This is a genomic window from Bartonella sp. F02 (assembly GCF_026929975.1).
Taxonomy (GTDB): domain Bacteria; phylum Pseudomonadota; class Alphaproteobacteria; order Rhizobiales; family Rhizobiaceae; genus Bartonella.
This window is the reverse complement of sequence record NZ_JANHOK010000007.1, coordinates 1-26,816: the sequence shown is the minus strand read 5'-3', so window position 1 is coordinate 26,816 and position 26,816 is coordinate 1. Positions and strand designations below refer to the sequence as shown.

Annotated in this window: 24 protein-coding genes and 1 pseudogene; 6 read left to right on the top strand and 19 right to left on the bottom strand. The window is 33.8% G+C overall.

Going from position 1 to position 26,816, the window contains the following annotated elements:
* Positions 1 to 173: 173 nt before the first annotated feature.
* From NPY00_RS05830 to NPY00_RS05820, 3 genes are all read left to right on the top strand, one after another.
* Positions 174 to 605, top strand: a complete 432-nt coding sequence (locus tag NPY00_RS05830) for a hypothetical protein (RefSeq protein ID WP_269021138.1) — start codon at positions 174 to 176, stop codon at positions 603 to 605.
* Between the two features lie 84 nt (positions 606 to 689).
* Positions 690 to 950: an entry exclusion lipoprotein TrbK gene (trbK, locus tag NPY00_RS05825; RefSeq protein ID WP_269021137.1), complete on the top strand. Its 261-nt coding sequence runs from the start codon at positions 690 to 692 to the stop codon at positions 948 to 950.
* An 8-nt stretch (positions 951 to 958) separates the two neighbouring features.
* Positions 959 to 1,240: a hypothetical protein gene (locus tag NPY00_RS05820; protein ID WP_269021135.1), complete on the top strand. Its 282-nt coding sequence runs from the start codon at positions 959 to 961 to the stop codon at positions 1,238 to 1,240.
* 9 nt (positions 1,241 to 1,249) lie between these two features.
* Here NPY00_RS05820 and NPY00_RS05815 read toward each other — a convergent pair whose 3' ends face one another.
* From NPY00_RS05815 to NPY00_RS05800, 4 genes are all read right to left on the bottom strand, one after another.
* Complete coding sequence (locus NPY00_RS05815; RefSeq protein ID WP_269021134.1) at positions 1,250 to 1,543, bottom strand: hypothetical protein; 294 nt, start codon at positions 1,541 to 1,543, stop codon at positions 1,250 to 1,252.
* Between the two features lie 161 nt (positions 1,544 to 1,704).
* Complete coding sequence (locus tag NPY00_RS05810; RefSeq protein WP_269021133.1) at positions 1,705 to 2,049, bottom strand: type II toxin-antitoxin system HicB family antitoxin; 345 nt, start codon at positions 2,047 to 2,049, stop codon at positions 1,705 to 1,707.
* Complete coding sequence (locus NPY00_RS05805) at positions 2,027 to 2,269, bottom strand: toxin HicA (RefSeq protein WP_269021132.1); 243 nt, start codon at positions 2,267 to 2,269, stop codon at positions 2,027 to 2,029. Before NPY00_RS05805 ends, NPY00_RS05810 begins: the two co-directional genes overlap by 23 nt.
* An 84-nt stretch (positions 2,270 to 2,353) precedes the next feature.
* The gene (locus NPY00_RS05800) at positions 2,354 to 2,560 is read right to left on the bottom strand and encodes a helix-turn-helix domain-containing protein (RefSeq protein WP_269021131.1); all 207 of its coding nucleotides are present in this window, start codon (positions 2,558 to 2,560) and stop codon (positions 2,354 to 2,356) included.
* 308 nt (positions 2,561 to 2,868) lie between these two features.
* On the opposite strand from NPY00_RS05800, the gene NPY00_RS05795 reads away from it, so the two are divergent.
* Complete coding sequence (locus NPY00_RS05795; RefSeq protein ID WP_269021130.1) at positions 2,869 to 5,973, top strand: hypothetical protein; 3,105 nt, start codon at positions 2,869 to 2,871, stop codon at positions 5,971 to 5,973.
* Positions 5,974 to 6,780: 807 nt separating this feature from the next.
* Here NPY00_RS05795 and NPY00_RS05790 read toward each other — a convergent pair.
* The 11 genes from NPY00_RS05790 to NPY00_RS05740 form a co-directional block, all read right to left on the bottom strand.
* Complete coding sequence (locus tag NPY00_RS05790) at positions 6,781 to 8,445, bottom strand: BID domain-containing T4SS effector (protein ID WP_269021129.1); 1,665 nt, start codon at positions 8,443 to 8,445, stop codon at positions 6,781 to 6,783.
* Between the two features lie 251 nt (positions 8,446 to 8,696).
* Positions 8,697 to 9,767, bottom strand: coding sequence for a P-type DNA transfer ATPase VirB11 (gene virB11, locus NPY00_RS05785; protein ID WP_269021128.1), 1,071 nt, complete (start codon positions 9,765 to 9,767; stop codon positions 8,697 to 8,699).
* Complete coding sequence (gene virB10, locus NPY00_RS05780; protein WP_269021127.1) at positions 9,764 to 10,936, bottom strand: type IV secretion system protein VirB10; 1,173 nt, start codon at positions 10,934 to 10,936, stop codon at positions 9,764 to 9,766. Before virB10 ends, virB11 begins: the two co-directional genes overlap by 4 nt.
* Positions 10,929 to 11,795 (bottom strand): P-type conjugative transfer protein VirB9, encoded by an 867-nt coding sequence (gene virB9, locus NPY00_RS05775; protein ID WP_269021126.1) that lies wholly within the window; start codon positions 11,793 to 11,795, stop codon positions 10,929 to 10,931. Before virB9 ends, virB10 begins: the two co-directional genes overlap by 8 nt.
* On the bottom strand, positions 11,792 to 12,460 hold the full coding sequence (locus NPY00_RS05770; RefSeq protein WP_269021125.1) for a virB8 family protein: 669 nt from the start codon (positions 12,458 to 12,460) through the stop codon (positions 11,792 to 11,794). The genes virB9 and NPY00_RS05770 overlap by 4 nt, the downstream gene beginning before the upstream one ends.
* Positions 12,461 to 12,523: 63 nt before the next feature.
* Positions 12,524 to 12,760, bottom strand: coding sequence for a type IV secretion system protein VirB7 (locus NPY00_RS05765; protein ID WP_329958001.1), 237 nt, complete (start codon positions 12,758 to 12,760; stop codon positions 12,524 to 12,526).
* Between the two features lie 206 nt (positions 12,761 to 12,966).
* The gene (locus NPY00_RS05760) at positions 12,967 to 13,923 is read right to left on the bottom strand and encodes a type IV secretion system protein (protein ID WP_269021124.1); all 957 of its coding nucleotides are present in this window, start codon (positions 13,921 to 13,923) and stop codon (positions 12,967 to 12,969) included.
* Complete coding sequence (locus NPY00_RS05755; RefSeq protein WP_269021123.1) at positions 13,923 to 14,372, bottom strand: type IV secretion system protein VirB5; 450 nt, start codon at positions 14,370 to 14,372, stop codon at positions 13,923 to 13,925. Before NPY00_RS05755 ends, NPY00_RS05760 begins: the two co-directional genes overlap by 1 nt.
* Entirely contained in the window at positions 14,369 to 16,714 is a 2,346-nt protein-coding gene (locus NPY00_RS05750) for a VirB4 family type IV secretion/conjugal transfer ATPase (protein WP_269021158.1), read from the bottom strand. The genes NPY00_RS05755 and NPY00_RS05750 overlap by 4 nt, the downstream gene beginning before the upstream one ends.
* Before the next feature lie 14 nt (positions 16,715 to 16,728).
* Positions 16,729 to 17,040, bottom strand: coding sequence for a type IV secretion system protein VirB3 (locus NPY00_RS05745; protein ID WP_269021122.1), 312 nt, complete (start codon positions 17,038 to 17,040; stop codon positions 16,729 to 16,731).
* 14 nt (positions 17,041 to 17,054) lie between these two features.
* A complete protein-coding gene (locus NPY00_RS05740) occupies positions 17,055 to 17,372 on the bottom strand; it encodes a TrbC/VirB2 family protein (protein ID WP_269021121.1) in 318 nt (105 codons plus the stop codon).
* A gap of 341 nt (positions 17,373 to 17,713) precedes the next feature.
* On the opposite strand from NPY00_RS05740, the gene NPY00_RS05735 reads away from it, so the two are divergent.
* Entirely contained in the window at positions 17,714 to 18,460 is a 747-nt protein-coding gene (locus tag NPY00_RS05735; RefSeq protein ID WP_269021120.1) for a hypothetical protein, read from the top strand.
* Between the two features lie 141 nt (positions 18,461 to 18,601).
* On the opposite strand, the gene traG is transcribed toward NPY00_RS05735, so the two are convergent.
* From traG to NPY00_RS06315, 4 genes and pseudogenes are all read right to left on the bottom strand, one after another.
* Positions 18,602 to 20,515, bottom strand: a complete 1,914-nt coding sequence (gene traG / locus NPY00_RS05730; RefSeq protein ID WP_269021119.1) for a Ti-type conjugative transfer system protein TraG — start codon at positions 20,513 to 20,515, stop codon at positions 18,602 to 18,604.
* 154 nt (positions 20,516 to 20,669) lie between these two features.
* Positions 20,670 to 22,319 carry a BID domain-containing T4SS effector gene (locus tag NPY00_RS05725; protein WP_269021118.1) on the bottom strand — a complete coding sequence of 550 codons (1,650 nt, stop codon included), beginning with the start codon at positions 22,317 to 22,319 and terminating at the stop codon, positions 20,670 to 20,672.
* 562 nt (positions 22,320 to 22,881) lie between these two features.
* On the bottom strand, positions 22,882 to 24,513 hold the full coding sequence (locus NPY00_RS05720; protein WP_269021117.1) for a BID domain-containing T4SS effector: 1,632 nt from the start codon (positions 24,511 to 24,513) through the stop codon (positions 22,882 to 22,884).
* Positions 24,514 to 25,003: 490 nt separating this feature from the next.
* Positions 25,004 to 25,156: pseudogene (locus tag NPY00_RS06315) on the bottom strand (plasmid mobilization protein); the annotation flags it as partial.
* 409 nt (positions 25,157 to 25,565) lie between these two features.
* On the opposite strand from NPY00_RS06315, the gene NPY00_RS05715 reads away from it, so the two are divergent.
* The gene (locus NPY00_RS05715) at positions 25,566 to 26,618 is read left to right on the top strand and encodes a replication initiator protein A (protein WP_269021116.1); all 1,053 of its coding nucleotides are present in this window, start codon (positions 25,566 to 25,568) and stop codon (positions 26,616 to 26,618) included.
* The last annotated feature ends 198 nt before the right edge of the window (positions 26,619 to 26,816 follow it).

The following is a 26,816-nucleotide window of genomic DNA, read 5'->3' as shown; positions in this document are numbered from 1 at the left end:
CTTTTAGCGTCTAAACCTCATTGAAAACGATTCAAAAACATTGTCATTTTTGTGGATTGTTATTTTACAATGTTGCACCAAACAAAATTTCGATATACTCGATGTTTTTTAGTATTTTATATATTGGAGGATTAAGGGTTTGTTGACTCTATCAAAGCGGGGAAACATTCAAAGTGAACAAATCGACAGGAACAAACAGTTCCGTCAAAGAACGAGCGAAGAGCAAGCTGCAACGCGATATGGGACCAGAGCTTCTTGCCGCTCTCAATGATCCTAAAACCGAAGAAATTTCAGTCAATGCAGATGGCAAAATTTGGTGGTATTGCCATGGAGAAAAACCATACTGCATGGGAACCATTAGGCCCGCTCTAGCACAAGCTATTATCGAAACTGTCGCAGGATTGCCAGTTTTCGATCCAGCTAATCTAGCACAAAACATCATATCGGTATCTGAAGCCGTCAAACAAACAGCTCAAGCAGCTCGAATGACAGCTGAACTAGATGAGAAAGCGCGAAACGATGCAATGATGAAACACTTGACTACATGGACGTTTAAACCAAGCCCAAGAAAAGACTGGAGCAAATACAGATTTAGTGAGAAATAAATATAAATTGGTTTTTACAACAGATAAACTTTTGAATTTTTTAATCCTAATTCATCAGAAAAATACTAATAGGGGGGTCATAAAATGACAAAAAAACTTTTTATTTTTACAACTGCAATCCTAATGACAGCAGCTTTAGTGGGATGTGGTGAAGAAGAAAGACCGTATCCAAATGAGGAAAACTGTTCACCTGGAGTATTCCAAAAAGAATTTAAAAAGCTGAAAAGTAAAAGAAATCGAGACGCTTACAAAGCTGAATGCGATGCTTTCAACGCTCACAAAGCTATGCTCGAATGGAATTCTAAACCGGTCAAAAATAAAGATTGGAGTCGAGCTCCTTTTTGAGAATGACAATGAAAAAATATTTTACTTTAAGTGTCTTAATAATAATAAGCACAGTTATGCTTCTTGAGCCAGCAATGGCTGAAACGCTTAGCCACAATGGAATTTTAGATGGTATTATGCAGCGTTTTCATGATGCTGTATCTACATGGCAGACAGTTATTAGTGCAGCTGCATCACGGTTATTTTGGTCTTTAGCCTTAATTTCTATGATTTGGACATTTGGAATGATGGCTTTACGCAAAGCGGACAGGTGCAGCAACTGGAGCAGCAGGAGGGGCTTCTGCTCTTAAAGCTGCATTTCAAAAAGCATCCGAATCCGCACAATCCAGTGAAAGTACACCGAGTCTTGGTTCCGTACTTAATAAAAATAACAATAACAAAAAAGGAGAAGGAACATCTAATAGCACGCCTTTTGCTAAGGCGGCTGGATTTGGTAATAAACAAAATAATTCAGCAAGTAGTATGTTATCAAATGTTGCAAAAGTAACTGCAGGAACTGTTGCGGAATTAGGAAAAGGTGCTGGAAAGCAAATAGCAAAAAATGTCAAAGAACGTATAGAAGAAACAACCGGTGGAAAAATTGCCAAAAACATTCGTGATAGCATGGAACCACAAAAAGAAAGCAATAGCTTAAGTGGGACTAGTAACGATGAATCCAAATAATACTTAAAATAATAATGCTTATTTTACATGGCCGTATTTCGGCCATGTATAAAACACCAAGAAAATAAACAATAATTTTATTTTTAAACAACTAAAGTTTAGAAGAAATATACCGATTTAAACTCACACCGTTTTCAGCTGCTTGAATGGCTAATCGTTTATGAAGTTCTGGCGGTATTCTTAACTGAAATTTACCACTATATTTTATATGCGACAAATGGATAGGAACCGCTTCTCCATTCTGTTTCATATCCTCAACGACTTCTGAAACAAGATTCATAATACCTTTCAAGGCATTTTCTGGTTTAAGGTCTAACCATGAAAGAGACGGGAACTCAGCGCATAAGCCAACATATTCTTCGTCTTCTTGTGACCATAAAACACGATACGTATATAAGTATGTCTTTTCTTCATCATTGCCGCCTACGCTGGGCATAATTTTTTCTTTCTATTCTTTCTACTGCTTCTAAAGCTTGTTTTATTTGATATTTCTTTGCTTTATTGCCGGAAGCTTTTTGAAGATTGATGCGTGGATCACCTCGCCATGGCGTTTCAAAAATAAAATGACTTGAACGGTTGTTCCGTGGTTTTCCAAAAAAATGTTCACATACAGTAAATAAATCCGAGAATCTCACATTATTAGACGATGATTTCATCAACTTTATAATATTTTTTTAGTCATTTATAATCTCAAAAAAAATCCAGCGCACAATTACAGATCCGGTAGAGTTTCCTTCGCTCTAATTTAAAATAGTATCATTATTGATATTATTCAAGCTTTTTATAAAAAAAATAGTAGATTTATTGGATTTTTTCTGTTGAGCCATGGCCCACACGCGTTTAACTTGACTTTCACTACATCCAGCTAATTTTGCCGTTTTCTTTATACTGTGCCCTGCGGTACGTAAGGCCACAATTCGATCATGCATAGCGTAGGGTGCTAACACGCATATACACCCTAGCAATCTTCATGACATTCTCCTAGTTAATTTGAGTATACCCAAATTAACTATTTTGTTATTTATAGCTAAAAATAAAATTAGCCGAGTCTATTTGACTATGGCTTTTTTAACGAGTTAAAATAGCCTAGGCAATCACTATAATGTAATATAGGTAGATTTATGCTTAATTGTGTATAAAACATAATTATTGTATAATTATACTTATATACTGTGATATTCATACAATTCTAATATTTTCTTTCTTATAAAGTATAACTTATATTACATAATAAGTGACAGTGATAACTATTTTTATGGATTTAATAATTAGCTTTATGATAGGTTGGGTGCTTAATAAAATAATTCACTTTAGTTGGAATATAATACAAAAATTTATTCAGAAATATAGAAATAAGAAAAAAGTCGATAAAACAAATCTTAGCTTTTTTTTTCAATATTTAGCACTTAAACAAGCTAACATCTTTATCTCTATGCTAGATTGTATTGGTTATTATAAAAACATTGAAAGAAAAAAGGATAATCCTTTAAAAAAATATATTTCCGTGAATGATTTGAAGCTTTACTGTAAATACCTAGCAAAGGAATATCACATCGCTTATTATGAGCTATTTTATTCGTTTATTATTGAAAATTCTGGGAAAAACAGTAATCCATATTTGACAGAAACGCTTGTTTCAGCTGCTCAGGAAGTAGGAGAAGAATATAAAAAATCCACTGAACATCCTTTTGTTGCTTATTTAATACACATCGCTGAAAAAGACTCCTTTTTGTTTATTCGCTGGTTTTATTATATAATGCTATTTTCAATGGACAATGAAAATGATAAAGAAAGGATTTCTTATTTAAAACGTATATTTCTTGATGCGTTTAATAAAGTATACGAAAATAAGAAAATATGCTTAGTCTCTTTGTGTGAAGATTTAGCAAAACAAAATCATACTGAAATAGTTTCTCAACCATTTATTGATATACTTAGTGCAGTTTATTCTGATCAATGGATTGATGAATATCCTCAACAAGAAATGCCATTAAAAAAGTCTATTATTCTGGACGGTAACAAAAAAGGACTGCATTTTTTTCGTAAACACGTAAACTTGCAGTATGTAAGCCGTAACATAAAATCGATGTATGACAATTCTAACATAAAATTGCAAGATGAAAACTCTAAGCTTTATTTAATATATCTAGCAAATTATGATGATAAATGTTTTTTAAAATTATTTAAGAAAATTTTTTTCTCTCACGAAATTGAAGCAACGTCTAATTTTAAGGATGACATTATCAATGCAGCTCAAGAAATAGGAAAAAAATACGATAATATTGTATTTTATTTTTGCTTAGCAATTCAAAATTACGATGAGTATCGTCCTCTATTTGAAACAGCTATAGAAGCTGTAGACGCTATAAATAAGGAAAAAAAAGAGGATAGTGTTTTAAAAAAAGAGAGGAATGTTTTTCATTTTAAAAAAGCTATAACAGAAATTGCTAAGCAAATTTGTAAAAAGTTATATATCGTAGCATATGATGAAATTGATACATATCTTGAAAAGTTAGTAACTAAAAATTACAAAACATGTTATATCATATTTGATAAAATTTGGTATTATCATACCCACAAAAGAGTAGACTGTAGACACGATCACACATTACATAATTTGATTGATAAAAAAGAAAAATCAATACAAAGCAATCTCATTTCTTATTTCAGCTACTTGAGCCAAAAAGATCCTTCAGAATTTAGTGAATTATTTTGTAAGGTTTTTTCTAACCAATGGATTAATAAACATAATAAAGAAAAAAATTTTCCTTTTTTAAAAGAAGTCATTGTCCAGGCCGGTAACAAAACAGGAATGAATTTTTTAAAAAAAAATTTTCCTAAATATTATTTTGTTCAAAAAAGAGAAAATCAGTACAGCAAAAATAGCTTTATGCCTTATTTAATATATTTAGCATACGAGCATCCTGTTCATTATTCTTCACTGTTTCAGAATTTCTTGTTATTTCCCAAAAATGCTCAATATGACAGATCTCTAAAGCAAAATATTCTTTGGGCCACTCAAAAAACCGCAAAGTTATATACAAAAAAATCTTTATTTTATTACTTTGCTTTAGCAACTAAAAATTACGATGAGTATCGTTCTTTATTTGAAGAAGCTTTAAAAGCTTTTATTTCTAAAAAAAACAAATTTGCAAAAAATATTTTTTTTCTGAAAAAAGAACCTTGCTTTAATGACGCTATAAAAAAAATTACGAAAACAATTGATGAAAAATCAGAGATTGAGAATATAGATAAACATATAAATAAATATTATTTCATGTTCGAGAAAGTTTCTATTCTTCAAAAAAAGCAGAAAAATGAGTTTTCTTTAAAAAAAGCTATTATTCTGGCTCTTGAAGAGACAGAAAAAAGGTGCAGTATTATTTCTTATTTTATCCACAACACTCAATTGCACCATACAAACATTGATCTAATTAAAGCTGTCTATTCTGATCAATGGATAAAAAAATGGACAAACAAAGACGCAGCTGCTTGTTTAAAAGAGGATCTTATCGAGGTTATTAGAATAATAATAGAAGAAAAATACAAAAAATATTCAACTGAGTTACATTTAAATTTTTTTCCTTCTTATTCAAAAAAAGCAGTTACTGATATTCTCAAAGAGATAGAAAAAAACTGTAGTAAAAATACTCTTGTCTTCTATTTTATTTTTTTAGAAAAAGTAAATAATAGCAATTTTATTAAACTACTCAAGGAAGTTTTTTTTCTACATGAAACTGAGGATAAGTATGATTTTTCTTTTAAAAAATCTCTTATTCAAGCTCTTGAAGAATTAGGAAAAAAATACGATAAAAATACTAAAAATGGTTTAGTATCTTATTTTGTGACGTTAGCAGAAAAAGATCCTCAGAATTTTTCTTCTCTTCTTTTTTCTATTATTACATACCAATATAATTTCTTTTCAAAATGGTTTGGAAAAAATCATTATAATTATTTTTTAAAAAAATCTCTTATTCAAGCTCTTAAAAAATTAGAAAAAAAATACGATAAAAATACTAAAAATGGTTTAGTATCTTATTTTATGAAGTTAGCAGAAAAAGAGATTCAGAATTTTTCTTCTCTTCTTTTTTCTGCTGTTACATATCAATATAATTTCTTTTCAAAATGGTTTGGAAAAAATCATTATAGTTATTTTTTAAAAAAATCTCTTATTCAAGCTGGGTGTACTATAGGAAAAATACTTCACAAAAATGGCTTATGCTCAGAAGATATTGTCTCAAAAGGAATAAAAGTACCTGTCATAAAAAATTCAAACAAATCGAACACACAAAATCGTTCCCAATATTGGTATGAACTAAATGAAGAGAACAACAATTATATTACTTTTAACGACAGTTGAATAAAAAATATTTTTTGCTTGAAAATATTTAACAAAGAAGTTTTTTGATAACAAATCAAAAGTTACATTATAGAAATGGTGTGTTTATTCCTTCGTTTTGCTTCTCAGGAATTTTTAAGACACAGAAAATTCACTTGGAGTGCAATTTATTTGTAACATAGGTTTTTATAAGAAAAATGCTGACACAAAATACGCAGCAGATTGATTAAATCGTGATATCATTGTTGAAGACTTAAATTGGCTTTTGCTCCAATAAAAAGATATATGCAAAATCTTAATAAGACGCTAGAAGCCAAAGAATTGCACGATGTACAAAATGAGTTATGCAATCATATGCGTAATATTGGTCAAAGCGGTGATTTGCCATTACTTATTACTGCGAAGCACTACATAGTATCAGATGATTTAATACGATATTCTAATAGCCAAGTAATGATTAATAATTTGAGAACCGCATTAGGAAAATAGATGTCATAAATAGGTCCTGGCTTTTGTCACTAACCCTATACAATATCATATAATAAATGAATCCTACAGTTTATCAAAAAATCGGAAAGGAAATCCGTCTTACAATGAAGTGCGACAAGCAATAGCTTCACATTAAATAATCTAGATAAATCTCGTTTCACAGCTATTTATTGAGGATGTTAAAGCGTGTAGCTGACATCTGTGAAATGTAAAAACAGTAACCTTAAATTATTCCACAATGTTTTCAAATTGATAGTCATATATCAAAAATATCCTAGGCAGGTATTGTTGTGGCAATTCCCGCCTAGGATATTGAACAAAATGTAAAATTTATACTTTTTAGCTAGCCATAGACATCGCTTTTGATTTTTGAGGTTTTGCTACTCTAGCGTACAGATTAGAACAGCTCAAATCGTGTTGTGCTTGTTCAGATTGCTTACAAATTTTTACAATTTTCTCCGCTTTCATTACTGATGTACCAAGACTTTGAGCAAGATCTTTATGATTACCTTCTCTGATTGCTTTACGATCATTTGGTGATAAACGCTCATTGAATGATGTCACTAAACCACGAAGTTCTTTTTGCAATGCAGTAGAACCTTCTAAGGCAGTTTGCCGCGCTCTTGAATCCAAATTAAGAACTTTTTGCAGCTCTTGACTTGGCGTCCGGATCTCTTGTCTGCCACGTTCTTGTGCAGCTTGATGATCTCTCATAACCATTCCTTTTGTATTCGCTGCAATATGTGCATAACTCGTAATTGTTTCACTCAAAAGCACAACAGAATTTTCTGCTGTTTTGCGCTCTTGACTTTTAAAGCCAAGACTGCTTTTTCCTACAAGAGCACCTATAGCTTTAGGATTTTCTGAAATCTGTTGAGCAAGATGAGAACCCAATTCTGGATTGTAATTAAGCTCTTTCAACTTATCATCTAATGCATTAGGATTGCCATAAACAACTTGTGATAGACCTTGAACATTTGCTTTGATCATTTTAACAGAAACGTCTTCTTCAACTTTTTGACAGATGTCTGTTTTAGTCAAAGGCATTACATCTTCTTCTGGTATTAAGCATTTTCCAAGCGCTTGCGATGTTAAAGCTTGAATGCGAACTTCATCACCAAATTTAAATGCCTTTATTTGTTCTGGATTCAAATTATCTTTTGATAAAACGATAAATTCGTTATTTACTCGCATTATAGCACTATTCTCAGTATGAGCTACGTAAGTCCCTGTATAAGTTTGACCTGAAACTGCTAAAGAAACGCCGCGTGCTTCCACATCTTTGATCCCTAAACCTTTCATGTGCTCCACAGCTTCTTTAAAAGTAACTACTCTCTCTGGATCAGACATATCTGCAAACATACGACTTATTGAACCAAAATCATTATCTTTGATTGCTGCACGACAAGCATCATCTAAATGCTTTTTTGACACAACTGAAAAATCGAGATCATATCCTGCAGCGTTAGCAAGATGCTTTAAAAATACCTGATGTGTGACATCATTTCCGGATACAAAAGGCTGTGTTTTCTCTAAAAAAATAAACGACTGCCATGCATTATCAACAAACTCTTCATACGAAGAACCTTTAAAATAATGACAACTTTTAAGTGTTTTATCCAGCTCTTTTAAATTCTGTGTAACTTCTGGACCTTTTGCAAAAAACTTTTCCTCTATACCGTATTTTGTAACTGTTGGCATACTACAACGAGTACCATCTTCAAATCTAAAGGTTTCATTGCGGGTTTGGCCGGCCCATTCATAAGCTTTGTGATGCAAGCGATGATGAAGTGTTTTTAGATAGTTAGAATCAAGAGGTCCAGCGATAGGAGTATCCTGCAAATCGAAGTTTGCTATACGCGCATCGCGTTCACATTGCTGTTGCAATTTTGCCGCATCTTTTATGTTATATTTATTTTTTAGTACGCCAGTATTAGCTATAAAAAAACTATTGTGAAAAGCCAAATCGGCATATATGGGTTGAGGTTGTTGTGCTTTTTTCACGGTTATATTCCTTTAATGAATAATCCCCTCCGTATATTTTTCTAAAACTTTCAGCGTTTTTGAATGCAGCATTTTATCCCTTCAATATGACGTGAATACTGATGGCAACATTCGCTTATTCTTAACGCTTTTTTAATTTCTCTGATGTGAGAAATAAAAAAAATTCTGTTATCTTTTCTGATCATTATCCTCCTTCTCCGTTGTTAAAATTCGTTTTTAAAAATCTTTTGAGAGAGATAAAATGTTCATTTCTAACCACCTCCAAAGATATTTCGTTGCTTGAACGGGTCATAATAAATTTCTGTAACCTTAAATTTTCTATCAACCCGTTTGCATTGAACAATGATATCAATCATTGAGATCAATAAACCTCGGATATCTTCGCGCTCTAAATAGCTCCCGCCATCACTTTCTTTAACCAAAAGAGTCATTTGCTCAAAGGCGGCAAGCGCTGTTGACGCATGAACGGTTGTAATTGAACCTGGATGACCTGAATTAACATTGCGGATATAATAAAAAGCTGTACCATCACGAAGTTCTTGTAAAAGAATCCGATCAGGACGCATTCGTAAAGCAGATTCAAGCAATTCTTTTGGACCAACAGAAGCTAACCCTTGGCCATCTTTAGAATAAACCATAGAAACATGATTATGTTGTGGCACAATTAATTCTTTTGTGTCTTCAATAGTAATAATCCGCTCATCTTCGGGAATTTTAGCGATTAATGCTTTTGATAGCGTTGTCTTTCCCGAACCTGTTTTCCCTGCAATAAGAATATTTTTTTGCAGCTGTACAGCTTGATTTAAAAAAGAGACAAAATCTTTATTGCAATAAGCAGTCGCTAAATCACGCTCAGAGCTTTTAAGTTCGTGAAGACGAACTTGATAATCACGCAATGGTGTAAATGATACATGTTCGCATATTGAAAAGAGGCCTTTATCCGCCAAATCTTCAAGTAAAAAATTATGCGAAAACGGTTTGCGAATTGTCATGCTTACTGTATCTTTTTCTACAACTGGCGGAATGACAATTTGAATCCGCTCATTACCTGGTAACGTGGCGGATAGTATTGGATTTTTATCAGATATATTTTGTTTAGAATAAGATGCTATAACCTTAGCTATACTCATTAATTCATCAAATGATAAAGCTGGAACCTCTATAGTTTGCCATCCATGAATACCTTCAATCATCACTTGACGGGGATGATTAATAACAATTTCAAAAAGAGTCTCGTCTTTCAAAAAAGTGTTAATTGGCTCAAGCTTTGTTAAAACAACCGCGACAGCTTCATCAACTCTATTTGGCAAATTTTGATTCATTTAAACGTTACCGGATTTTTATAAAAGTTTCCTAAAAGAGCCCGATTTAAAATACGCTTTTTGTTTTCAGTTACTTTTAATTTGTAAACACTGGAAAAATCTAAATCTCTAGCGACAAAGACATTAACTATTTCACCCTGATTTTTAGTCAATGTTGGCGGAATATTTGCGTAATTTTCAGCAAAAATATTTGCAATATCTTGCCCAGTAGAAACTGTATTAGAACTTTTTGTATTTTGATCTTTTGGGAAATAGTGCTCACCAGCATAACGTGTTATATCTTTTACAAATGATATAAGAAATGCAGATCCAATTCGTTCAAACCAATGATTATCAACCTCACCATCTATACCAGAACGCCCTAAGGCATCTGTTGCTGGAGACGCTAATGTTATAATAACGCCATTTGGTGTTTTTGCTCTGTTCCACAAAACAAAGAGACGATTTTGTCCTTTTTTTAATTCAGAACGATATTCACCAACGATTTGTGTCCCTTTATCAAGTAAAACAACACGACCATTGTCGGATAAAATATCCCTAGAAACAATACAACTCACAAATCCCTGTTGATCACTACTGATAGCTGTTTCTAATATACATGGAATAGAAGCGCCCATCGCGATGATGTAGTTTCTATTACCAAGTACCGAAGCGCGTACACCTTTAGAAACTGTAGGTTCAAGAAGGTGATTAAAACGTTGTGCCGCTTCATCAGGCTTATTTTCAAAACTGTGAAGCGAAGTTTCATTGTTCGTTTCTCCATTTGTTTGCGCTTGATTTTGATTGGAATAAGCCAATACAGGAGCACGCTGTGCTGCTTCTAATAATGAATTATCAAAATTTTGTGTATTTGTTTTTTGCGGTGTTGGCAACTCAATCGTGGGCAACAGAGTTTTGTCTTGTTCAGCCGTCTCAAGAAGTACAGGAGGCTTTGGATCTGCAGGAGAAAAAAACTCCGTTTGTTTAATAATCCCCTTCTTTGGAGGTTCAACGGACTTTTTTTTATCCGTTGAAGTTGAAAGCGTTAAATATACTAAATAACCGCAAACGCCCAAAAGAATAAAAAAAGCAACTGATTTACTTACATTAGAGTTCTCTTTTTTCGCTTTTCCGTCTTTTATTGTGTCGCGATCATCAATATCATTTTCATCATATACTTCATTACTCATGGCCGCTTCCTATATTCACTTGACGTTGTACAGATGGTGATGTTGTACCTGTTTCGGGAGTAAATCCTGCAGGTGTAAATCTTCTATTGAAGATGCACAGTACTTCCTTATCGCGGCGCAAAGTAAATTGTAGAGCTGTAGCGTGAACAATAACTTTATTTCCGTTAATTGATTTTGGAACGAGAGATTCTTGTCCATCAAGCGATACAATATAAATAGCAGGAATTTCAGTATTGCCTAAAAATGTAAATGTTGTTGTTTTTCCGTTATCATAAACAGAAACTGGTTCAATTAAAACGGAACCTTGCGCTTCATAAGCCCAATTACGTGGACCAAAATCTTCATGAATGCTTAAAACGTTATCAACAAATTCTGCTTCGCGCTGTTCAATTTTTGCTTGTTCAGCTAATTTTTTACGCAACGCTTCATCTTGTGGGTAACGAAACTTAACAAGAAAATACGTATCATTTCCAGCTGAAACATCACCTTCACGTACTTGCAATTCAAACTGATAAGACCGTTTTGTTCCATCTTCGCGCGTTGTAACAATTTGCAAATTAGTAATAGGCTGAATTTCACGTGGTTTTAAAAAAACAAAATGACCAGCTGGCGCAACTTGCCAAGCAACAGAATTACCAATCCCCACATGAGTTACTTCTTCATAGTCGGCAAATTCAATCTGCACTGAAGAGCGAATGGATCCTATGATTTGTGTGACATTGTGTGGATCATAATTGACGAATCTTATGCGATTATCTTTTGGTGCACTAACAGGTGTTGTTTCTGCAAATAATATTCCTGTGTAACAACTTACGACAACGATAAACGCTAAAAAAAGTATTTTTAAAAATCTGATCATTGTACCACCTCTGGATCAGACCTATACTCAAACACTTGAAACCCAAGTGGATTGATTAATCTATCTTCGACTCCAATAAATGCATTAATGTAGGAAAAATTTAAAACTGCAACTTCGTGAGAAATACTTTCTTTCCCAGCAAAATCTCTAATCATTTTATAATAGCGCACTTGAATAAGATCCTTGCTTAAAAAGGAAATCGATTTGATTGTAACTGTAACAATCATATCTCGATAAATGTTTTGTGGGCTTTGTGGATTATTGCCAGCATACCATTTTGCAAAACGGTTTTGTTCTTCTGATGAAGATAAAAGAGAAACAGTTCGGAAATTACTTTCTGCTTCTGATAATAGAAAACCTTCACGTGCACGAACATATTTGCTAGCAAAATAGCGTGTTATCGCTTCATCATAATTTTGAGGAGCCTCTTTTAATGCGCTAACAGTATCTACAATCCCCGTTGAATTATCAACGCGAATAACAAAAGGCTCTACTGTTTTTAAAGGTGTTAATGCTACAACAGCTAAAGCCAAAGCGATTGTCATCAACCCAAAAAGTATGGTCAAAACCATAAAAAGCCTCATCTGCAATCGCATACCATGCATACGATCTATATCGAATGATCGTGCTTCTTTTACGTATTCATCAAATGCATCACTTTTCACGCATTCTCTCCGCAATTTTTATAAAATAATGTTTCATGCATTCACTCATTTTACGAAGTCATGTTAACTGGCCGCATCAATTTTTAACTTTTCATTTTCCTGCATATTAAGGATCACTGGTTTTACAACGGGCTTGACGTTTTTTCCTTGCGGAAGAGTGCTTTTATTGTTCCAATCCCACTTATCTTTGTTTAAAATACGGGTGTGCTTACCATCACATCGTTGTAATTTTTTAGTACCACTAAGAGAAGTACAACCAGAAAGAACTATCGCAAAAGTTGTAATAATAATTATTTTCATTTTTTGAACTCATAAATATTTTTGTAACAACACATCGGTGTTTTTATTCTGAATTATCTTCCAAAAGCCTTGGACAAAACACTTTGATTCAACTTTTTAAATATAAATATAAAAACGATTTCCCGTATTAGTTGTATAATGAGCCTATTTTTCGACGTGTTCAGTTTAAAGATAAAAAACATGATCTTTTTTATAGGTGTTTGATATTAAAACCGGCCACGACCTCGAACTCCATTTTTTGCTGCTGTTAATGCACTCCCAGAAAGTTTTGAAACAACACTTCTTGTTGCATTTTCGCCAGCTTTTAAGCCACCAGACATCATAGCGAAAATCTGTCCTCCTGAAGACGCTGCAGCTTGAAAATATGGTCCGCCATTAGCAAGTGCAGAAGCAATTCCTGGAAGCATGCGAAAAATAATACTTCCTACGAAAGCTGTAACAACTACAGGCGGGAAAAGGTAATAAATTGAATCATATGAAGCACTGAGAACAGACATGATAATTTTACACATAATAGTCCCAAGCATCATGACCAAAATTTGCAAAATCGTAAAATTAGCCAATGTCGTAATCCATGCATCAGTGAATTTTCGTGTTGCATTGAATAAATATAAACTGATAAAAAGAGGCCCAAGACCTATAATCATCACAAGAGCAACTTTTGCAAATATTTGGACAGTAAAACCAGCTATACAAAAGATAATAACCGCCAAAATCATAAAAGCGCCAATAAAGCCAACGATGATTTTTTCAAAAAGCCAAGCAGCAGCTAGAACCTCTTGGTAACAAGCACTTGTCTTTAACAAAATATAATCAAAAACATTGGCATCAGCAGGACTACTGTTAAAAGCATTACCAACCGCTGTTGCTAAATTACCAAAGAAAATATCCTTAACATAAACATTAAATGTATCTGCATTTGTTGCCATTGTTGTCACGACAACAATTTTAACAACATTATTAATAAGACTATTTACCGAAAGAGCAGCACGACCACTCATAACATTATAACCATACAGAAATATAAAAATAATTCCTGCAAGATTCAATGGAGCAGCGATAGCAGAAGCTAAACCAGCAACTGTCGTATCAACAACACTAGAAAGTGGTTGTAAAATATAATCAGAAATACTTTCGAATGGAGCAAAATTAAAATCCGACATTATCTTAAATTCAGTTTCCCTTTAGATTGTGCAAGTTTTTGATTTAATTTTTCTTCAATCTGTTTATGCTTTTTCTGTTGTTCTTCTTCACGTATTTCTTCTTTCGTTTTTTCCGTTTTTGCTTTAATCATAGAAAGAGATTGAAGTCCTAGAGCGCCCATTTGCAATTCCGCTTGAAGAAGCGATATTTTTATTTGAAGTTGTTGTAATTCTTCTGTTTTTGTTTCACTTGTACTTGCACTAACATTTATAAATTGCTGTTCTAAATCAGAAATTTCCTGTTTCTTCTGCTCAACCAACTTATAAATGTCTTCTGGATTTATATCATTTAATGTTTGTGTACTTTTTAATGCTGTTTGATAATATGCATCAACATTTGAAATATCTTGTGACATCGCATTAGAGATAAAAAACAAAGGCAAAAATGCCGCTAAATAATATTTTTTCATTGATTTTCTCTCCTTTGATAAAATATCGGAAGCCACTGATCAGGGTTGTCGCCATATTCATTTATAATTTGGTTCATGAGTTCGATATTTTTGGTTGTACCACTCAAGACAGCAATTTCATCGCTCATTCCACGTAAATTCAGTTCTGCAACAACAGAGCTTTGTCCTTGTTTTATGAGAAAACGGCGAGATTCCCTGCTCAATTCTGACTGAAGTAATTCAAATTCGCGCTCAGTCAGTTTAAAGTTTTCGACATAATCATTGTAATTTGCTTTTTGATTTGGAAAAAATATTTGAGTAGGACATTGCTCAATAATGGTATGTGCAATTGTTGAATTTAAAGCGTCTTTGGGACTTTGTGTAGCAAAGAGCATCATGCCATTTTGCTTACGAATTGTTTTCAGACGATCTTGCGCAAAAGCTTTGAATGAATCATCTTCAAGTGCTTTCCAAAATTCATCAACAACAATAATAATACGCTGACCATCAATAAGATCGAGAATCCGATTAAACAAATACATCATCAAAGGACGCCGAATTTCATCATTGTCCAAAAAATCGGTCATATCGTAACCAATAAATTTTGCATCTAGACTTAAATCATCGTAATCGTTATCAAAAACCCAACCCAAGGCATTACCTTTAATCCACTGTTGTAAGCGTATAGCAATGCCTTCTTTTGATGTATTATCCAAAAAGAGTTGGAGAGCACCAAGAGAACGTTGTTCAAGAGGCAGGCTTTCTAAAGCATCTATAGCTTTTGCAATATCTTGTTTTTCTTGTTCCGTCACCGCTTGTCCTTCAGCTGTTACAAGCTTTAAGACCCAGTTTCGAAGAAAGACTTTATTTTTTGCCGTATATTCCATCCCTTTTAATGGCGCAATGCCAGTAGGATAGCCATTTTTCAAAGGCTTATACTTTCCGCCTCCAGCCCGTACAAAAATTTCTGCACCTTGATCTTTATCGAAAAAAACCATGGTAGGATTATGTTTTTGTAATTGTGCGAGAAGAAAATTCACAATCACTGTTTTACCGGATCCGGATGGACCACACACAAAGGTATTACCAAGATCGCCATAATGAAAATTAAAATAATAAGGTGAACCAGCTTGTGTTTTCAACAATGCAACAGCAGATCCCCAAACATTACCTTCGAGTTTTCCAATGGGGAATGAATGAAATGGAGATAAAGCTGCAAAATTTCTGCTTGTAATTGCTCCAGATCGTGCGCGATAGCTAAAATTTCCAGGCAACTGCGCCCACCACGCTGCTTCCAATCCTAAATCTTCTCTAGCTATTACCGCTCCACCATTAGTTAAATGGGCGCGTGCTTTTGATAGATATTCTGTCAACTCTTTTGGACGATTAGCAAAAATTGCTAGCGAAAGATGATGTTCACCCAAAACAAAACGATTAGACTCTAAATCATCAAGCGCGTCATCAAGCTCATCAATTTGTGAACTTGCACGATCTGCCGCATTAATCATTTGATTTTGTTTCCGTCCCATAATAGTGCTGGCGGCCGCCTTACTTTTAAAAACAAAAGACTGTGTTAAAATAAACTCGAATGGTACTGTCAGCAAACCATCCGTCATACCTGGCCGTGTTTTAGATGGATATTCTTTCCATCCAAATATACCAACAAAGCGTTCATTACTTTCATGACGAATTTCAATAATTTCTTTGCCAAAAATAAGACGATCTGAGTAAATTGTTGATGCAATAGTCCCAAATGTGACTGGCACACGCTCACGTCTTCCACCTACCAATTGGTGTAAAAATTCACTTTGTTCAGAAAATAAAATGCCATCATGCTCATAAATTGATAAAAGGCGCGCTCCATAGCTTTCTAAACCTTGTATAAGATCCTCACTGATATCTTCAACCTTACGAATAGCTTCAGCATCTGGCTCAGATTGTGTTTTTTTAGCTTTTGTTAATCGCTGAAAAAATTCATTGATTTGTGCAGTTTTATCTGCTGCTGGGTTCCATAACAATGAAATGAAAAGATCATTTCTATACAAATCTTGTGAAACCATTTTTGCTTTGTATTTTTCATCTAATCTTGTTGCAAAAGATGAAGTAAATTTACTGTCTGGGTAAATAGTTTCACGTCGACGAATAACATGAGAATATAAAGCAACTCGTTCATCAGCAATATTTTTTAATAAGATGTTTAATTGATCATGCAAAGAATTTAATTGATCAATATCTGCAGTATCAAAATTTATACCCTCAACAGCGATCACACTCATTAAGCAGCGTGAGTTTAACGCAATGACATGTTTATTGACGTAGCGTACGTAGGGAATATAATCTTCAGGTAAAGATTCCCTTTTCATAATTGACGTCTGTTTCAATGACTTAATTCCTTATAAGTACGAATAAGACGTAATGGGGATGTAGATCCACCACCCCATTTTGTGAGATTTTTTTGTTTTCCTCGCGTATTCAGCCAAGCAACTAATACACGAAACTGATTGTGATCGTATTTAGTGACTTCACGCAAAACAAAGTGCATTCCAACACCAAAACCAATCATTGTAAAACTACTTGTCAAAATAAAAAGAGTAGATGTGGCCATGATATTAAGCGCCATCGCTTCCATTGTTACACCAGCAAACATGGCTGGTCTTGTACATGCAAGAAAAAGGGTATCTTCATTCATCTCTCACTATCCCATTAAGCTGGAGTTGTTTTTACCATCAATGTACCAACGAGATTGGGGGCACCAAAAACAATACCAATACCGAGAAGACAATAAGCTGCTTTGCGTAAGTCAATAAATCCGTACATCCAGCCAATCCCCACAGCAGCAACACATATAATTGCCATAAGCCTTGCGGTTGTACCTGTCATCATATCAACAATGCTTTGTAAAACGTTATCAACATTCCCCAAAGTACTAGAAGCCGCATACGCAGGATTGAAGACAACAACTGCTGTTAAAAGCATCATGATAATGATAAAATATGTATGTTTGGATGTATTGTCTGTCATTTTACCTCTCTTTAAAAAGAATGTTTAGTTTTGTCCCAACACCAAAAACTCTTATTATCTTAGGCTTTCTCAATCTCATTCACCTTAAATCGCTCTTGCTTTATTAAAATCTTTCGTGATGATTGCTTGCTTACTTTCAAAATGCCTTATCTAAGATACAAAATATGGTGCATTATAATACAACCATAAAGTGTATTATTTTATCAAAATGACAATATTTAAAGTATAAAAATAGTTTTTATATTTACGGAATGTTGTTAATTTACAACACATTCTGTTTTTAAGTTCTCTTTTTTGAGAGAGGAAAACTATGCTTACAAATCTTAATGGATATAAATAAAATGGGTTTTTTTAGTAAACATGCAAAGAAAATACAATTTAAAACAATCGTTATTATATACATTATAGGTTCTGTATTGTGGGGGATAAGTAGATACAAAGGCGAAATAGATTTAAGCGCTTTTAATGGATTCAAGATGGAAAATTTCCAAGATATCGTTGATATATATTTAGAAAAAGGAAAATCCTCTGAATCCAATATTCAGCCACAATTGACAAAATATAAACAGGATTTGAATTTGCAAAATAGTGTTTTGCCTAATAATACGATTGTTTTTAATGGCAAAGCATCTGTCACGAGTGGTGCTACATTTAAATTAATAACCCCTGTTGCAGAATCTTGGCGTAAGCATATTGCTCGCAATATTCATTTATATGGTGTAGATACATGTGCACCACGTCAAAGAGCAAAATTAAATAATCAAGCATGGCCATGTGGTGCGGTTACAACAGCTTGGTTAGTTACGAAAACACTTGGTAAAGATTTATCATGTAAGCAAGCTGTTGTGCGTAATGGAATTAGCTATGCACAATGTTTTGTCCAAGGCGTTGATTTAGCTGAAGTAGGCCTTGCAGAAGGCATGTTAGTGATATCAAAAGATAATAAAGATCCTATTCCAATACAATATCTTAATACTGAAGAAACTTCACGAAAAAATAAGGTTGGTATTTGGTCAAGCGATTTTACCGAACCTTTACAATGGCGTCAAAATAATGGATCTTATAATCCCTTTGAAATTTATGATTGATGATTTTTAATAAGTTCTTTTCATTTTATGTCAAAAACTTAAAATAAAATTGTTATGGAAATGGTTCATTGTTCAGAATATCCATTGCTCTTTTTGCATTATCGTTTTGATATCAATTATCAATAAAGAATTTTATATTTTTTATTCACTTTTTGGAGCAAAACGATTTTTAGCAACGGCAGCAAGCATTTCTTTTCTTCTGAAATAGATTGATCGTCCACATCGTAAGGGTGATTGTCCTTGCATAAGAATAATCTGCTCATCTTGACGCATATTTTGAATAATTTCGTGAGGTAAAATCAGTGCTCTTTGTTGATAATTGATGTTTTGAGAACCCCTAGTAAGAGACAATCCTCTAGATTTGCTTATTCCAGATACTTCAACAGTCATTTGACCACAGCGTTCTGAAATATCTTTGGCTGTATGGAGATCTTTAATGGCGGCATAACTCACAAATGAACAGCTTTCAAACCATGATCGTGCTCCAGATTCTCCAAAGTGCTTAACCAACTGACCAGACGATTGATAAAACAACATTAAAGATATACCATATTTACGACCACGGTCGCGTGCTTCTTCTAAAATATCCATATAACCTAAAAGGTCGACTTCATCTAAAACAAACAAAACGCGTTTTTTATAATTTCCATCAGCTGTAACCATTGCATTTAAAAACGCTCCAATGATCACACGTCCAATACCTGGATAACTATTCAAAATGCTTGCAGGAAGATTGAGAAAAACATCTATATTTCCATTTGCAATATCCGAAGACGCAAAATCATTGCCACAAACAAGATCTGCATAATTGGATAAAGAAAGCCATTGGGTATCTTTGGATGCAGTTGTATAAACTCCCGAAAACGTTTGCTCTGCCATTTCTGTAAAAATACCAACCATTTCACGAATAAAAGGAGAAGGCGAAGTTTCTTGAATATTGCGTAACTGATTAACAACAGCGGTTTCTGACTGAGAAAGAATTTTTCGTAATGTTTTCAAATTACGTTCACTCTCTTTATACTCATCAGAAAATATAACGTGGGCCAGAAGAGCTGTTAAAAGATTATGAGCCTGTGTTGAAAAATATTCCGCCGAAGAATTATCTGATTTTTTATCCGTAAGAAGCAACTTGGCAAAACTCACAATATTAGCTTCACGTTGTGTGCGTGGTACACTGTCGTCTAAAAGCCAATCAATCACATTAATTTTTTTTGTTAATACTGAATTTGGATCAAGGATAATAACGTCCCTATTGTCCATTTTTTTACGCGCAAATTTGACCATTGGCGCAACCTCTGTTGAAGGATCAAGACAAACAACAGATCCTGAATATGTTAAACAGGTAGGAATGACTGTACTTGTTGTTTTATATCCACCAGAACCAGCAAAAAAGATCATATGGGTTGAACCAAAATCAAGATTAAAAGTTAATAAAGGTGCAGTGCCACCTTTTCCCCATGTTGTTTTATTATTCGGTGAAAACGGAATATCGCGCACATTATCTTTATCTACGCGATATCTTTCACCAATAACAATTTGACCATTCGCAGGAAAAATTTTGGCTGCATCACTTAAATTCATCCATGATGCATCGCCAAAAATTCCTTTTTTTGCACGCTTTATATGATTTGTGTGCGGATAGCTTTTAACAGTTTGTAACACTAAAATAAGAACACCAGCAATGACACCAAAAATCACCATGTTATCCATGAATTGTAGAGCATAACTCCAGGTAACACCATTTTGGCCAACATATGGGCTTAATCGTTTAATTTCATTTCCAATATAATAAAGAGCAAGGACAGCAAAAAAAACAGCTGAAACGATCGTTATTGCTTTGCGTATATGGAGTTTTTGCGATGTTGTATACATCAATGATACAATAGAAACCATTATCATTGTTACTAAAGGTTTCGAACGAAGATACCAATAAGCATGACGATGATCCATGTCTTCTATTATAAAAGATAATAAATGAGGAACAAAAAATATTGTTAGAGAACCTAAAGCGATTGGCGCTAAAATAAACACGAACTGTGCTTTTGTATATTTCATTGTACCTTTCTTTCGGTTTTACTGAGATATATTGTAAAAAACACTCTTAAAATTAGAAATAGAAGGCTAAACGATAGAATATTCATGAGCAAAATATTGTCATAACAATTTCTACCCATGAATATTACAATTCAGACTTAAAATCTTGCACTTGTTAACTTGCCATAGACATTGATCTTGGACGTTGCAACTTAACTACTTTCTCTTGCTGTTGGTTTTTTTGGAGTTCATTGCAAGCCTTTTGGGCTTTATCAGCAATTGTTGCAATTTCTTTTGCTTTGTTTTTTGATATTCCCATACTGCTAATAAGTTGCCCATAATTTTTGTTACGAGCAGCCTTTAATTCTTCTTGTGTAAGACGATTGTTAATTTTTTTCATAAAATCATTAAGTTCTTTTTGCAATGAAGGGGATTCCGCTAAGGTTGCTTGTTGTGTTTCTTGTGACACAGACAAAAGAGACCGTAACATTTTACTTGGCATTTCTACCGCCTGTCCGCAACGGGCTTGTTTCGTTTGATGCGCTTCGAGGATTTCCTTCTTAGCATTCCCTGCAAGCGTTACATAAGTTTGAAAGGCATCTCTCAGTTTTCCAATATTTTCTACTGCCTCTTGACGTCTGCTACTTTGAAAGCCACAAAAATTAATACCTGCAAGTCTACCAAAAGACCTAGGACTATTTTCAATCTGATCTGCAAGATGACTTCCCGCACCTGGAACTCGACAAATTATATCCATTTTATTATCAAATAATGATGGTTTATTATAAACAAGATTTGAAAAATATCGAACCGTTTCTTTTGCGGCTTTAACGATAACATCTTGTGAAACCTTTTCAGCAACTTGATCTTTCGTTAAATCAGCTGCTTTTTCTGCAGGAATAAAAACTTGGCTAAGGTCTTTTTCCATGGGAGCTGTAAAAGTGATTTTATCACCAGGTTGTAACGTCTTGCGCTGTTCTGGGGTAAGATAACCTGCTGGAGCAACAACATAAAGATCAGTTTTCGTTTTAAGAGCAAATCCTTCTTCGCCACAACCTTGATAGATGCCTTCGTAGGTCATGCCATCTTTTACACCTAAAACAAGATATTTATGAATATCATCTCCCACAGTATTTTGCATTTTCTGCATAAATTCCCCTAAAGCAACTGCTTTTTGTGGATGAAGCATATCACTCAACATTTCTTTCATGAGAGTTTTATCGCCATGTTTTACTGCAATTTTGCATACAGTTTCCATACGTTCTTTTGTTACAAGCGAAAAATCAAGTTCATGACCTGCAGCTTCAGAAAGCTTCTCCAAAAACATATTAGATGTACGCTTATTTCCATCTACAAAAGGCCGTATGCGATAAAGAGAGGTCATTAAATCGGTAACCTCATCGATAAAATCTTCACGCGATAAACCTTTTAAATTATTCTTATCGGCAAGTTTTTGACTCATGTCTCGTAAGCCATTTTCAACTTGTATACTGACTGCATGAGAAAGACCATCTTCTCCTGTTTGTATCTCTGCCATAACGGCAGTAGTACCATCTCGCAATATAGTGGGAACCTCGCGAGTCCGGCCAGCCCATTCATAAGTATTACCAAACAAAGTTTTATGGATATTCGTTAGATATTGTGAATCGAACCGTTCTGGCAAAGTCTCATCGTACAAAAATTCCATTGCTCTTGTTGCATCATAATGACATCTTTGTTGAAGTTCTTTAAAATCCGTTATTCCGTATTTATTTTTTAATACACTACCATTGTTGTAAAAATAATTGGAAGCGTGACTAACATATCCTTGTTTTGACTTTGCCATGGTTGTTTCCTTATAAATTGATCACAGTTTGCTCATAAGAGGACAAAAATCTCTTACGAATGACTCCCCCATCGCATCTCTTTCTAAAAATTTTATTTGTAACAATGAACTCTCTTCCAGAGTAAAATTTTAATAACAAAATCAATTGCTTCGCAGAATACTTGTGATCTTTTACATAAAAATATACAATGATCCGCTGGAACTGCTTTTGTAAATCGCTCCTTTTTAAAAAAGCCTTCTCTATAGTTTTTTCTGTACTATTGTTTTTTACTTCCAGAGACGATAACATTTCACCATGTATTTTCTTTAATAAAACTGTCTTTAATAATACACTGATGAATATCGGAAGCTCTAAAAAGTCATTTCGTAATTTTTATATAGGGGACTACAACCAATAAACCATTTGCATAAATGCAACAGTTTCAGTTTTTTATTTTTTTGCAAACTGAATTTTTAAAAATTGGCGGTATAATATAGAATAATATTCATTATAAATAGAACATTGATAAAACAACGTTCTTATTCAAGAATAAGAAGACTGTAATATAAAATTTAATATTTATTAATTTGCCATAGATAATGTTTTTTGATGTCGCGAAAGCTTAATTAATTGAGCTTTTTGATACTGGTGTGCATTTTTTGCATGCTCAATGGTTCTTACAATTTTCTGTGCTTTGTGTAACGGAACACCAAGACTTTTAGCTAAATCTTTAGAATTTCTATTATTGATAGCCTGCTTTTCTTGTAATGAAAGACGTGTATCAACGGCCTTTAAAAAATCATTAAGCTCTTTTTGCAATCCAGAAGAAGATAATAAGGTTTTTTGCTGCATTTCTTTTGATAAATTAAGAACATTTAGCAATTCTTTACTTGGCATCTTGACCTGTTTTTTACAGCGATTTTGTTCTTCTTGATGCTCTTGACTAATTTCTTTTCTAACGTTCCTTACGGCTCTGTTATACAGTTCAAGCGCTTCACCAAGACCCCAAACACTCTCTTTGGCATTTTGATATCTTTTATTTCCAAAACCACAACAAGTAAAACCTGCAAGTTTATGAACCCTATGAGGAGTACTGATAACTTGTCTTTGGAGAAGTTCACCTGCATTGGGGTTTGTAAGAATTTGCTCTAGATTATCGTCTAACACATGAGGTTTACCATAAACGCATCTGGCATAACGTTGAACGCTATCTTTGGCTGTTTGAACAGCAAGATCGCTTCTCAGTATTTCAGCAATTTCCTCTTTTGTTGGAGGATTTATTTTTTCTGCAGAAATAAAAAAATTTTCAAAGTCCTTAGCTATTGGAACTGTAAAAGTAATCTTATCACCGGGCTTAAATGTTTTGCGTTGTTCTGATGTAAGAGAGTCTACGGAGCAGACAATAAATGTACCATCCATTTCAATTGCAAAACCTTCTAAACCACAACCTTTATAGACACCCTGATAGGTTTGACCTTCTTTTGCAGCGACAATCATATTATTATGAATATCATCCCCCACTGTATTTTTCATACTATCCATAAATTCTTTTAAAGCGTGCTTTTTTATAGGATCAGAAATACCTTTAAGCATCTCTATCATAGGTTTCAAATCACCATATTTTGCTGCAATTGCAGTGACATTTTTTATATGTGTTTCTGTTACAAGAGAAAAATCAAACTCGTAACCTGCGTTTTGAGCAAGTTTTGTAAAAAATACCTCTTGTGTGTGGTAATTACCTGCTACAAATAGATGCACACGGTTAAAAGAAGTCATTATCTCCGCTACAGAGTTGATAAAATCTTCACGCGATGAATTTTGAAAACCGTTATTTGTAACAAGTGTATGATCTATTTTTGCTAAGCTTCTTTGAAGTTCATCACCGTTTAGACAAGTAATACCAGATTCTGTTGTATTCATTTCTTTCATGACAGCAACCGTGCCATCATCAAATTTATGGTGCATATAGCGTGGTTTTCCAGCCCATTCAAAAGTATTGCCAAATATTTTTTGATGAATCTCCATTAGGTAAGAGCTATCAAAACAATCCGGTAAAGACTCTTGATACAACTTCTCCATCGCTTGTTTTACATCATTTTGACACCTTTGTGTAAATTCTTGAAAATCTGCTATTCCATATTTATTTTTCAGCACACCATTATTGTAACAATAATTAGCTGGAGTAGCTGAAGTTGTGCTTTGTGATGGCATCATAATAATTTTCTCACAACGTAATACTGTTTCATAAGAGTATTAAATTTCAAACTCTCTTATGAAGAACTACCCCTCACTCGACTCTTTTAGTTACATATTTGGAGATTTTAAGCTCTTTTTTTTGATAAAAACTTATCAGCAATAAATCTCTTCAAGTACATAAGTATTCCCCAGTGTATCACTCTCTTTGTGGCATTTTATAGTTCTTCAGGATGAAGTGTGTAAAAAATATAATTCCACATTGTGTGCGGTTAAGAAATTTAGATAAATCTCGCTTAATAACAATTAAAAAATCTATTATCGATGCACAAAAAGAAAATATAGAAATAGTGCAAAAACTTTATGAAAAAATGTCAGCTAACGCTATTGGTGCTGATTTTTCTCATTTCGTCTTGCATTGCTTCTATCTGACCTAACAACTCTTGAATAGTTTCCTTACCAAATTATACTGTTCGCTTATCATTGATGAGCCAAAACTTCAGAAATCCGTTCAGATAACTAAAATCACCGTTGTGCATGCTCGCTCACGAACTTTTTCATAATCAATTACGCTAGTAATATGATAATTTTGACAAACATTTCGCAAATAATACGTTGCACTCATCTCCGCTTGTTTTGCTTGGCGTTTAATTATCTCTTTTTTCTCTGGAAAACAGGAACCCGCAAATGCTTTTGCTTCTTACGGGTCATTTGTTTATCGGATTGTTTCAATGAACTGTAAACTAGTGAAAATTTCTTTCTAAATTTGATTATGTGCTAATTCGTAATTTTTTAAATTTAATATTTATCAAAAGATGAAGTGGTGCATTATTTAAAATTACAGTGTGTTATATAAGTGTTATATTAAGTGTTAAAGCATTTTGCGAATTCTTTAACACTTTGAAAAGATAGAAAAAAATGCTTCTATATTGAGCTAAATGGTTCTTAAAACCACGAAAAAAAGTTCCTGATAACACGTTTTTTAGTTCCTAAAACCACGAATTAGTTCATTAGAACTGTTTTTAATAGTATAAAACTTGACAAATGGTTCCTAAAACCACAAAAATAATAGTATGGTTCCTGATAACACAAATTCTTTTGAAAATCTCTTACCAGAGCGTCATCCACAGCATGATCTTTTTATCTGTGATGTCTCTGATGCCGTATTCAAAGATTTAATGGCACATATGGAGCATCCTTTTTATTCTCTTTCAAAAAAACCAGAAATGACTGTACGACGCTATGAGGATGGGCGAGGAAATTGGCTAGAAGTAACACCAAGTTATAAAGGATTAGCAACCATCTATGATAAGAGCATTTTAATTTATTGTATCTCGCAGATCATGCATAAACTCAAACGGGGTGAAAAAGTTAGTCCACGTGTTCGGATTAATTCTTATGAATTACTTGTTTTTACTAATCGTGGAACTTCAGGTCGAGATTATCAGGCTCTTCAAGACGCTTTGGAAAGGATTCGCGGTACAACAATAAAAACGAATATTAAAACAGGAAATGAAGAACAAACAAATATATTTGGATTAATTAACGGAGCTTCAGTGCGCCGAAAACATGGGCTCGATGGCCGCTTGCTGTGGTGTGAAGTTGAACTTTCAGAATGGGTATTCAATGCCATTAAAGCACAAGAAGTATTAACTCTTCATCGAGATTATTTTCGTTTGCGTAAACCTCTTGAGCGGAGAATATATGAAATTGCCCGGAAACATTGCGGACAACAAGATAGTTGGAAAGTTGGGTTGCTGCTATTGCTTAAAAAATGTGGTTCTCAAAGTCCTGAAAAGAAATTCCGTCTTATGGTTAGGCATTTGACCAAGCACAACCATCTACCTGATTATTATGTGCATTATGATAAAGAAACCGATATGGTAACATTTACCAATCGTGGCACGATGTTGAAAAAATCCATACCGCAGCAATTTGTTGTTGCCATACTCAATGCAGAAACAATGCAACAAGCCAAAATTGTGGCTCCTGGATGGGATGTATATTATCTAGAACAAGAATGGCGCAATTGGATGGCCGATGGAGGTCTTGATGCTCCACGTGATCCTGACAAAGCATTTATTGGTTTTTGTCGCAAATGGTTTGAAAAACGTGGTCATCCTTAAAAAAGCCGGAGTTATTTTGCTACGATCAAATTTTAAATTCGCAAATGAAATAACAAATGTTCAGTTTCTACTATAAGGTATAATACTATACCTTATAGTAGAAATTTTTTTTAAAAATTAGCGACGCTGTTGTCTTGGAGATGATTTACATCTCTTTGTTTTCTTTCTCTTTTTTCCGACGCTGGATCTCTTGCTCCA

Excerpts from the sequence above, each read along its gene's own strand:
- NPY00_RS05760 (WP_269021124.1), bottom strand. The coding sequence starts at position 13,923 with ATGTCGGATTTTAATTTTGCTCCATTCGAAAGTATTTCTGATTATATT.
- trbK (WP_269021137.1), top strand. The coding sequence starts at position 690 with ATGACAAAAAAACTTTTTATTTTTACAACTGCAATCCTAATGACAGCA.
- NPY00_RS05750 (WP_269021158.1), bottom strand. The coding sequence starts at position 16,714 with ATGAAAAGGGAATCTTTACCTGAAGATTATATTCCCTACGTACGCTAC.
- NPY00_RS05725 (WP_269021118.1), bottom strand. The coding sequence starts at position 22,319 with ATGGCAAAGTCAAAACAAGGATATGTTAGTCACGCTTCCAATTATTTT.
- NPY00_RS05815 (WP_269021134.1), bottom strand. The coding sequence starts at position 1,543 with ATGTTTTTGGCAATTTTTCCACCGGTTGTTTCTTCTATACGTTCTTTG.
- NPY00_RS05765 (WP_329958001.1), bottom strand. The coding sequence starts at position 12,760 with ATGAAAATAATTATTATTACAACTTTTGCGATAGTTCTTTCTGGTTGT.
- NPY00_RS05795 (WP_269021130.1), top strand. The coding sequence starts at position 2,869 with ATGGATTTAATAATTAGCTTTATGATAGGTTGGGTGCTTAATAAAATA.
- NPY00_RS05755 (WP_269021123.1), bottom strand. The coding sequence starts at position 14,372 with ATGAAAAAATATTATTTAGCGGCATTTTTGCCTTTGTTTTTTATCTCT.
- virB11 (WP_269021128.1), bottom strand. The coding sequence starts at position 9,767 with ATGAATCAAAATTTGCCAAATAGAGTTGATGAAGCTGTCGCGGTTGTT.
- NPY00_RS05740 (WP_269021121.1), bottom strand. The coding sequence starts at position 17,372 with ATGACAGACAATACATCCAAACATACATATTTTATCATTATCATGATG.
- NPY00_RS05805 (WP_269021132.1), bottom strand. The coding sequence starts at position 2,269 with ATGAAATCATCGTCTAATAATGTGAGATTCTCGGATTTATTTACTGTA.
- NPY00_RS05715 (WP_269021116.1), top strand. The coding sequence starts at position 25,566 with ATGGTTCCTGATAACACAAATTCTTTTGAAAATCTCTTACCAGAGCGT.
- virB9 (WP_269021126.1), bottom strand. The coding sequence starts at position 11,795 with ATGATCAGATTTTTAAAAATACTTTTTTTAGCGTTTATCGTTGTCGTA.
- NPY00_RS05820 (WP_269021135.1), top strand. The coding sequence starts at position 959 with ATGAAAAAATATTTTACTTTAAGTGTCTTAATAATAATAAGCACAGTT.
- NPY00_RS05720 (WP_269021117.1), bottom strand. The coding sequence starts at position 24,513 with ATGATGCCATCACAAAGCACAACTTCAGCTACTCCAGCTAATTATTGT.
- NPY00_RS05745 (WP_269021122.1), bottom strand. The coding sequence starts at position 17,040 with ATGAATGAAGATACCCTTTTTCTTGCATGTACAAGACCAGCCATGTTT.
- traG (WP_269021119.1), bottom strand. The coding sequence starts at position 20,515 with ATGAAATATACAAAAGCACAGTTCGTGTTTATTTTAGCGCCAATCGCT.
- virB10 (WP_269021127.1), bottom strand. The coding sequence starts at position 10,936 with ATGAGTAATGAAGTATATGATGAAAATGATATTGATGATCGCGACACA.
- NPY00_RS05810 (WP_269021133.1), bottom strand. The coding sequence starts at position 2,049 with ATGCCCAGCGTAGGCGGCAATGATGAAGAAAAGACATACTTATATACG.
- NPY00_RS05735 (WP_269021120.1), top strand. The coding sequence starts at position 17,714 with ATGGGTTTTTTTAGTAAACATGCAAAGAAAATACAATTTAAAACAATC.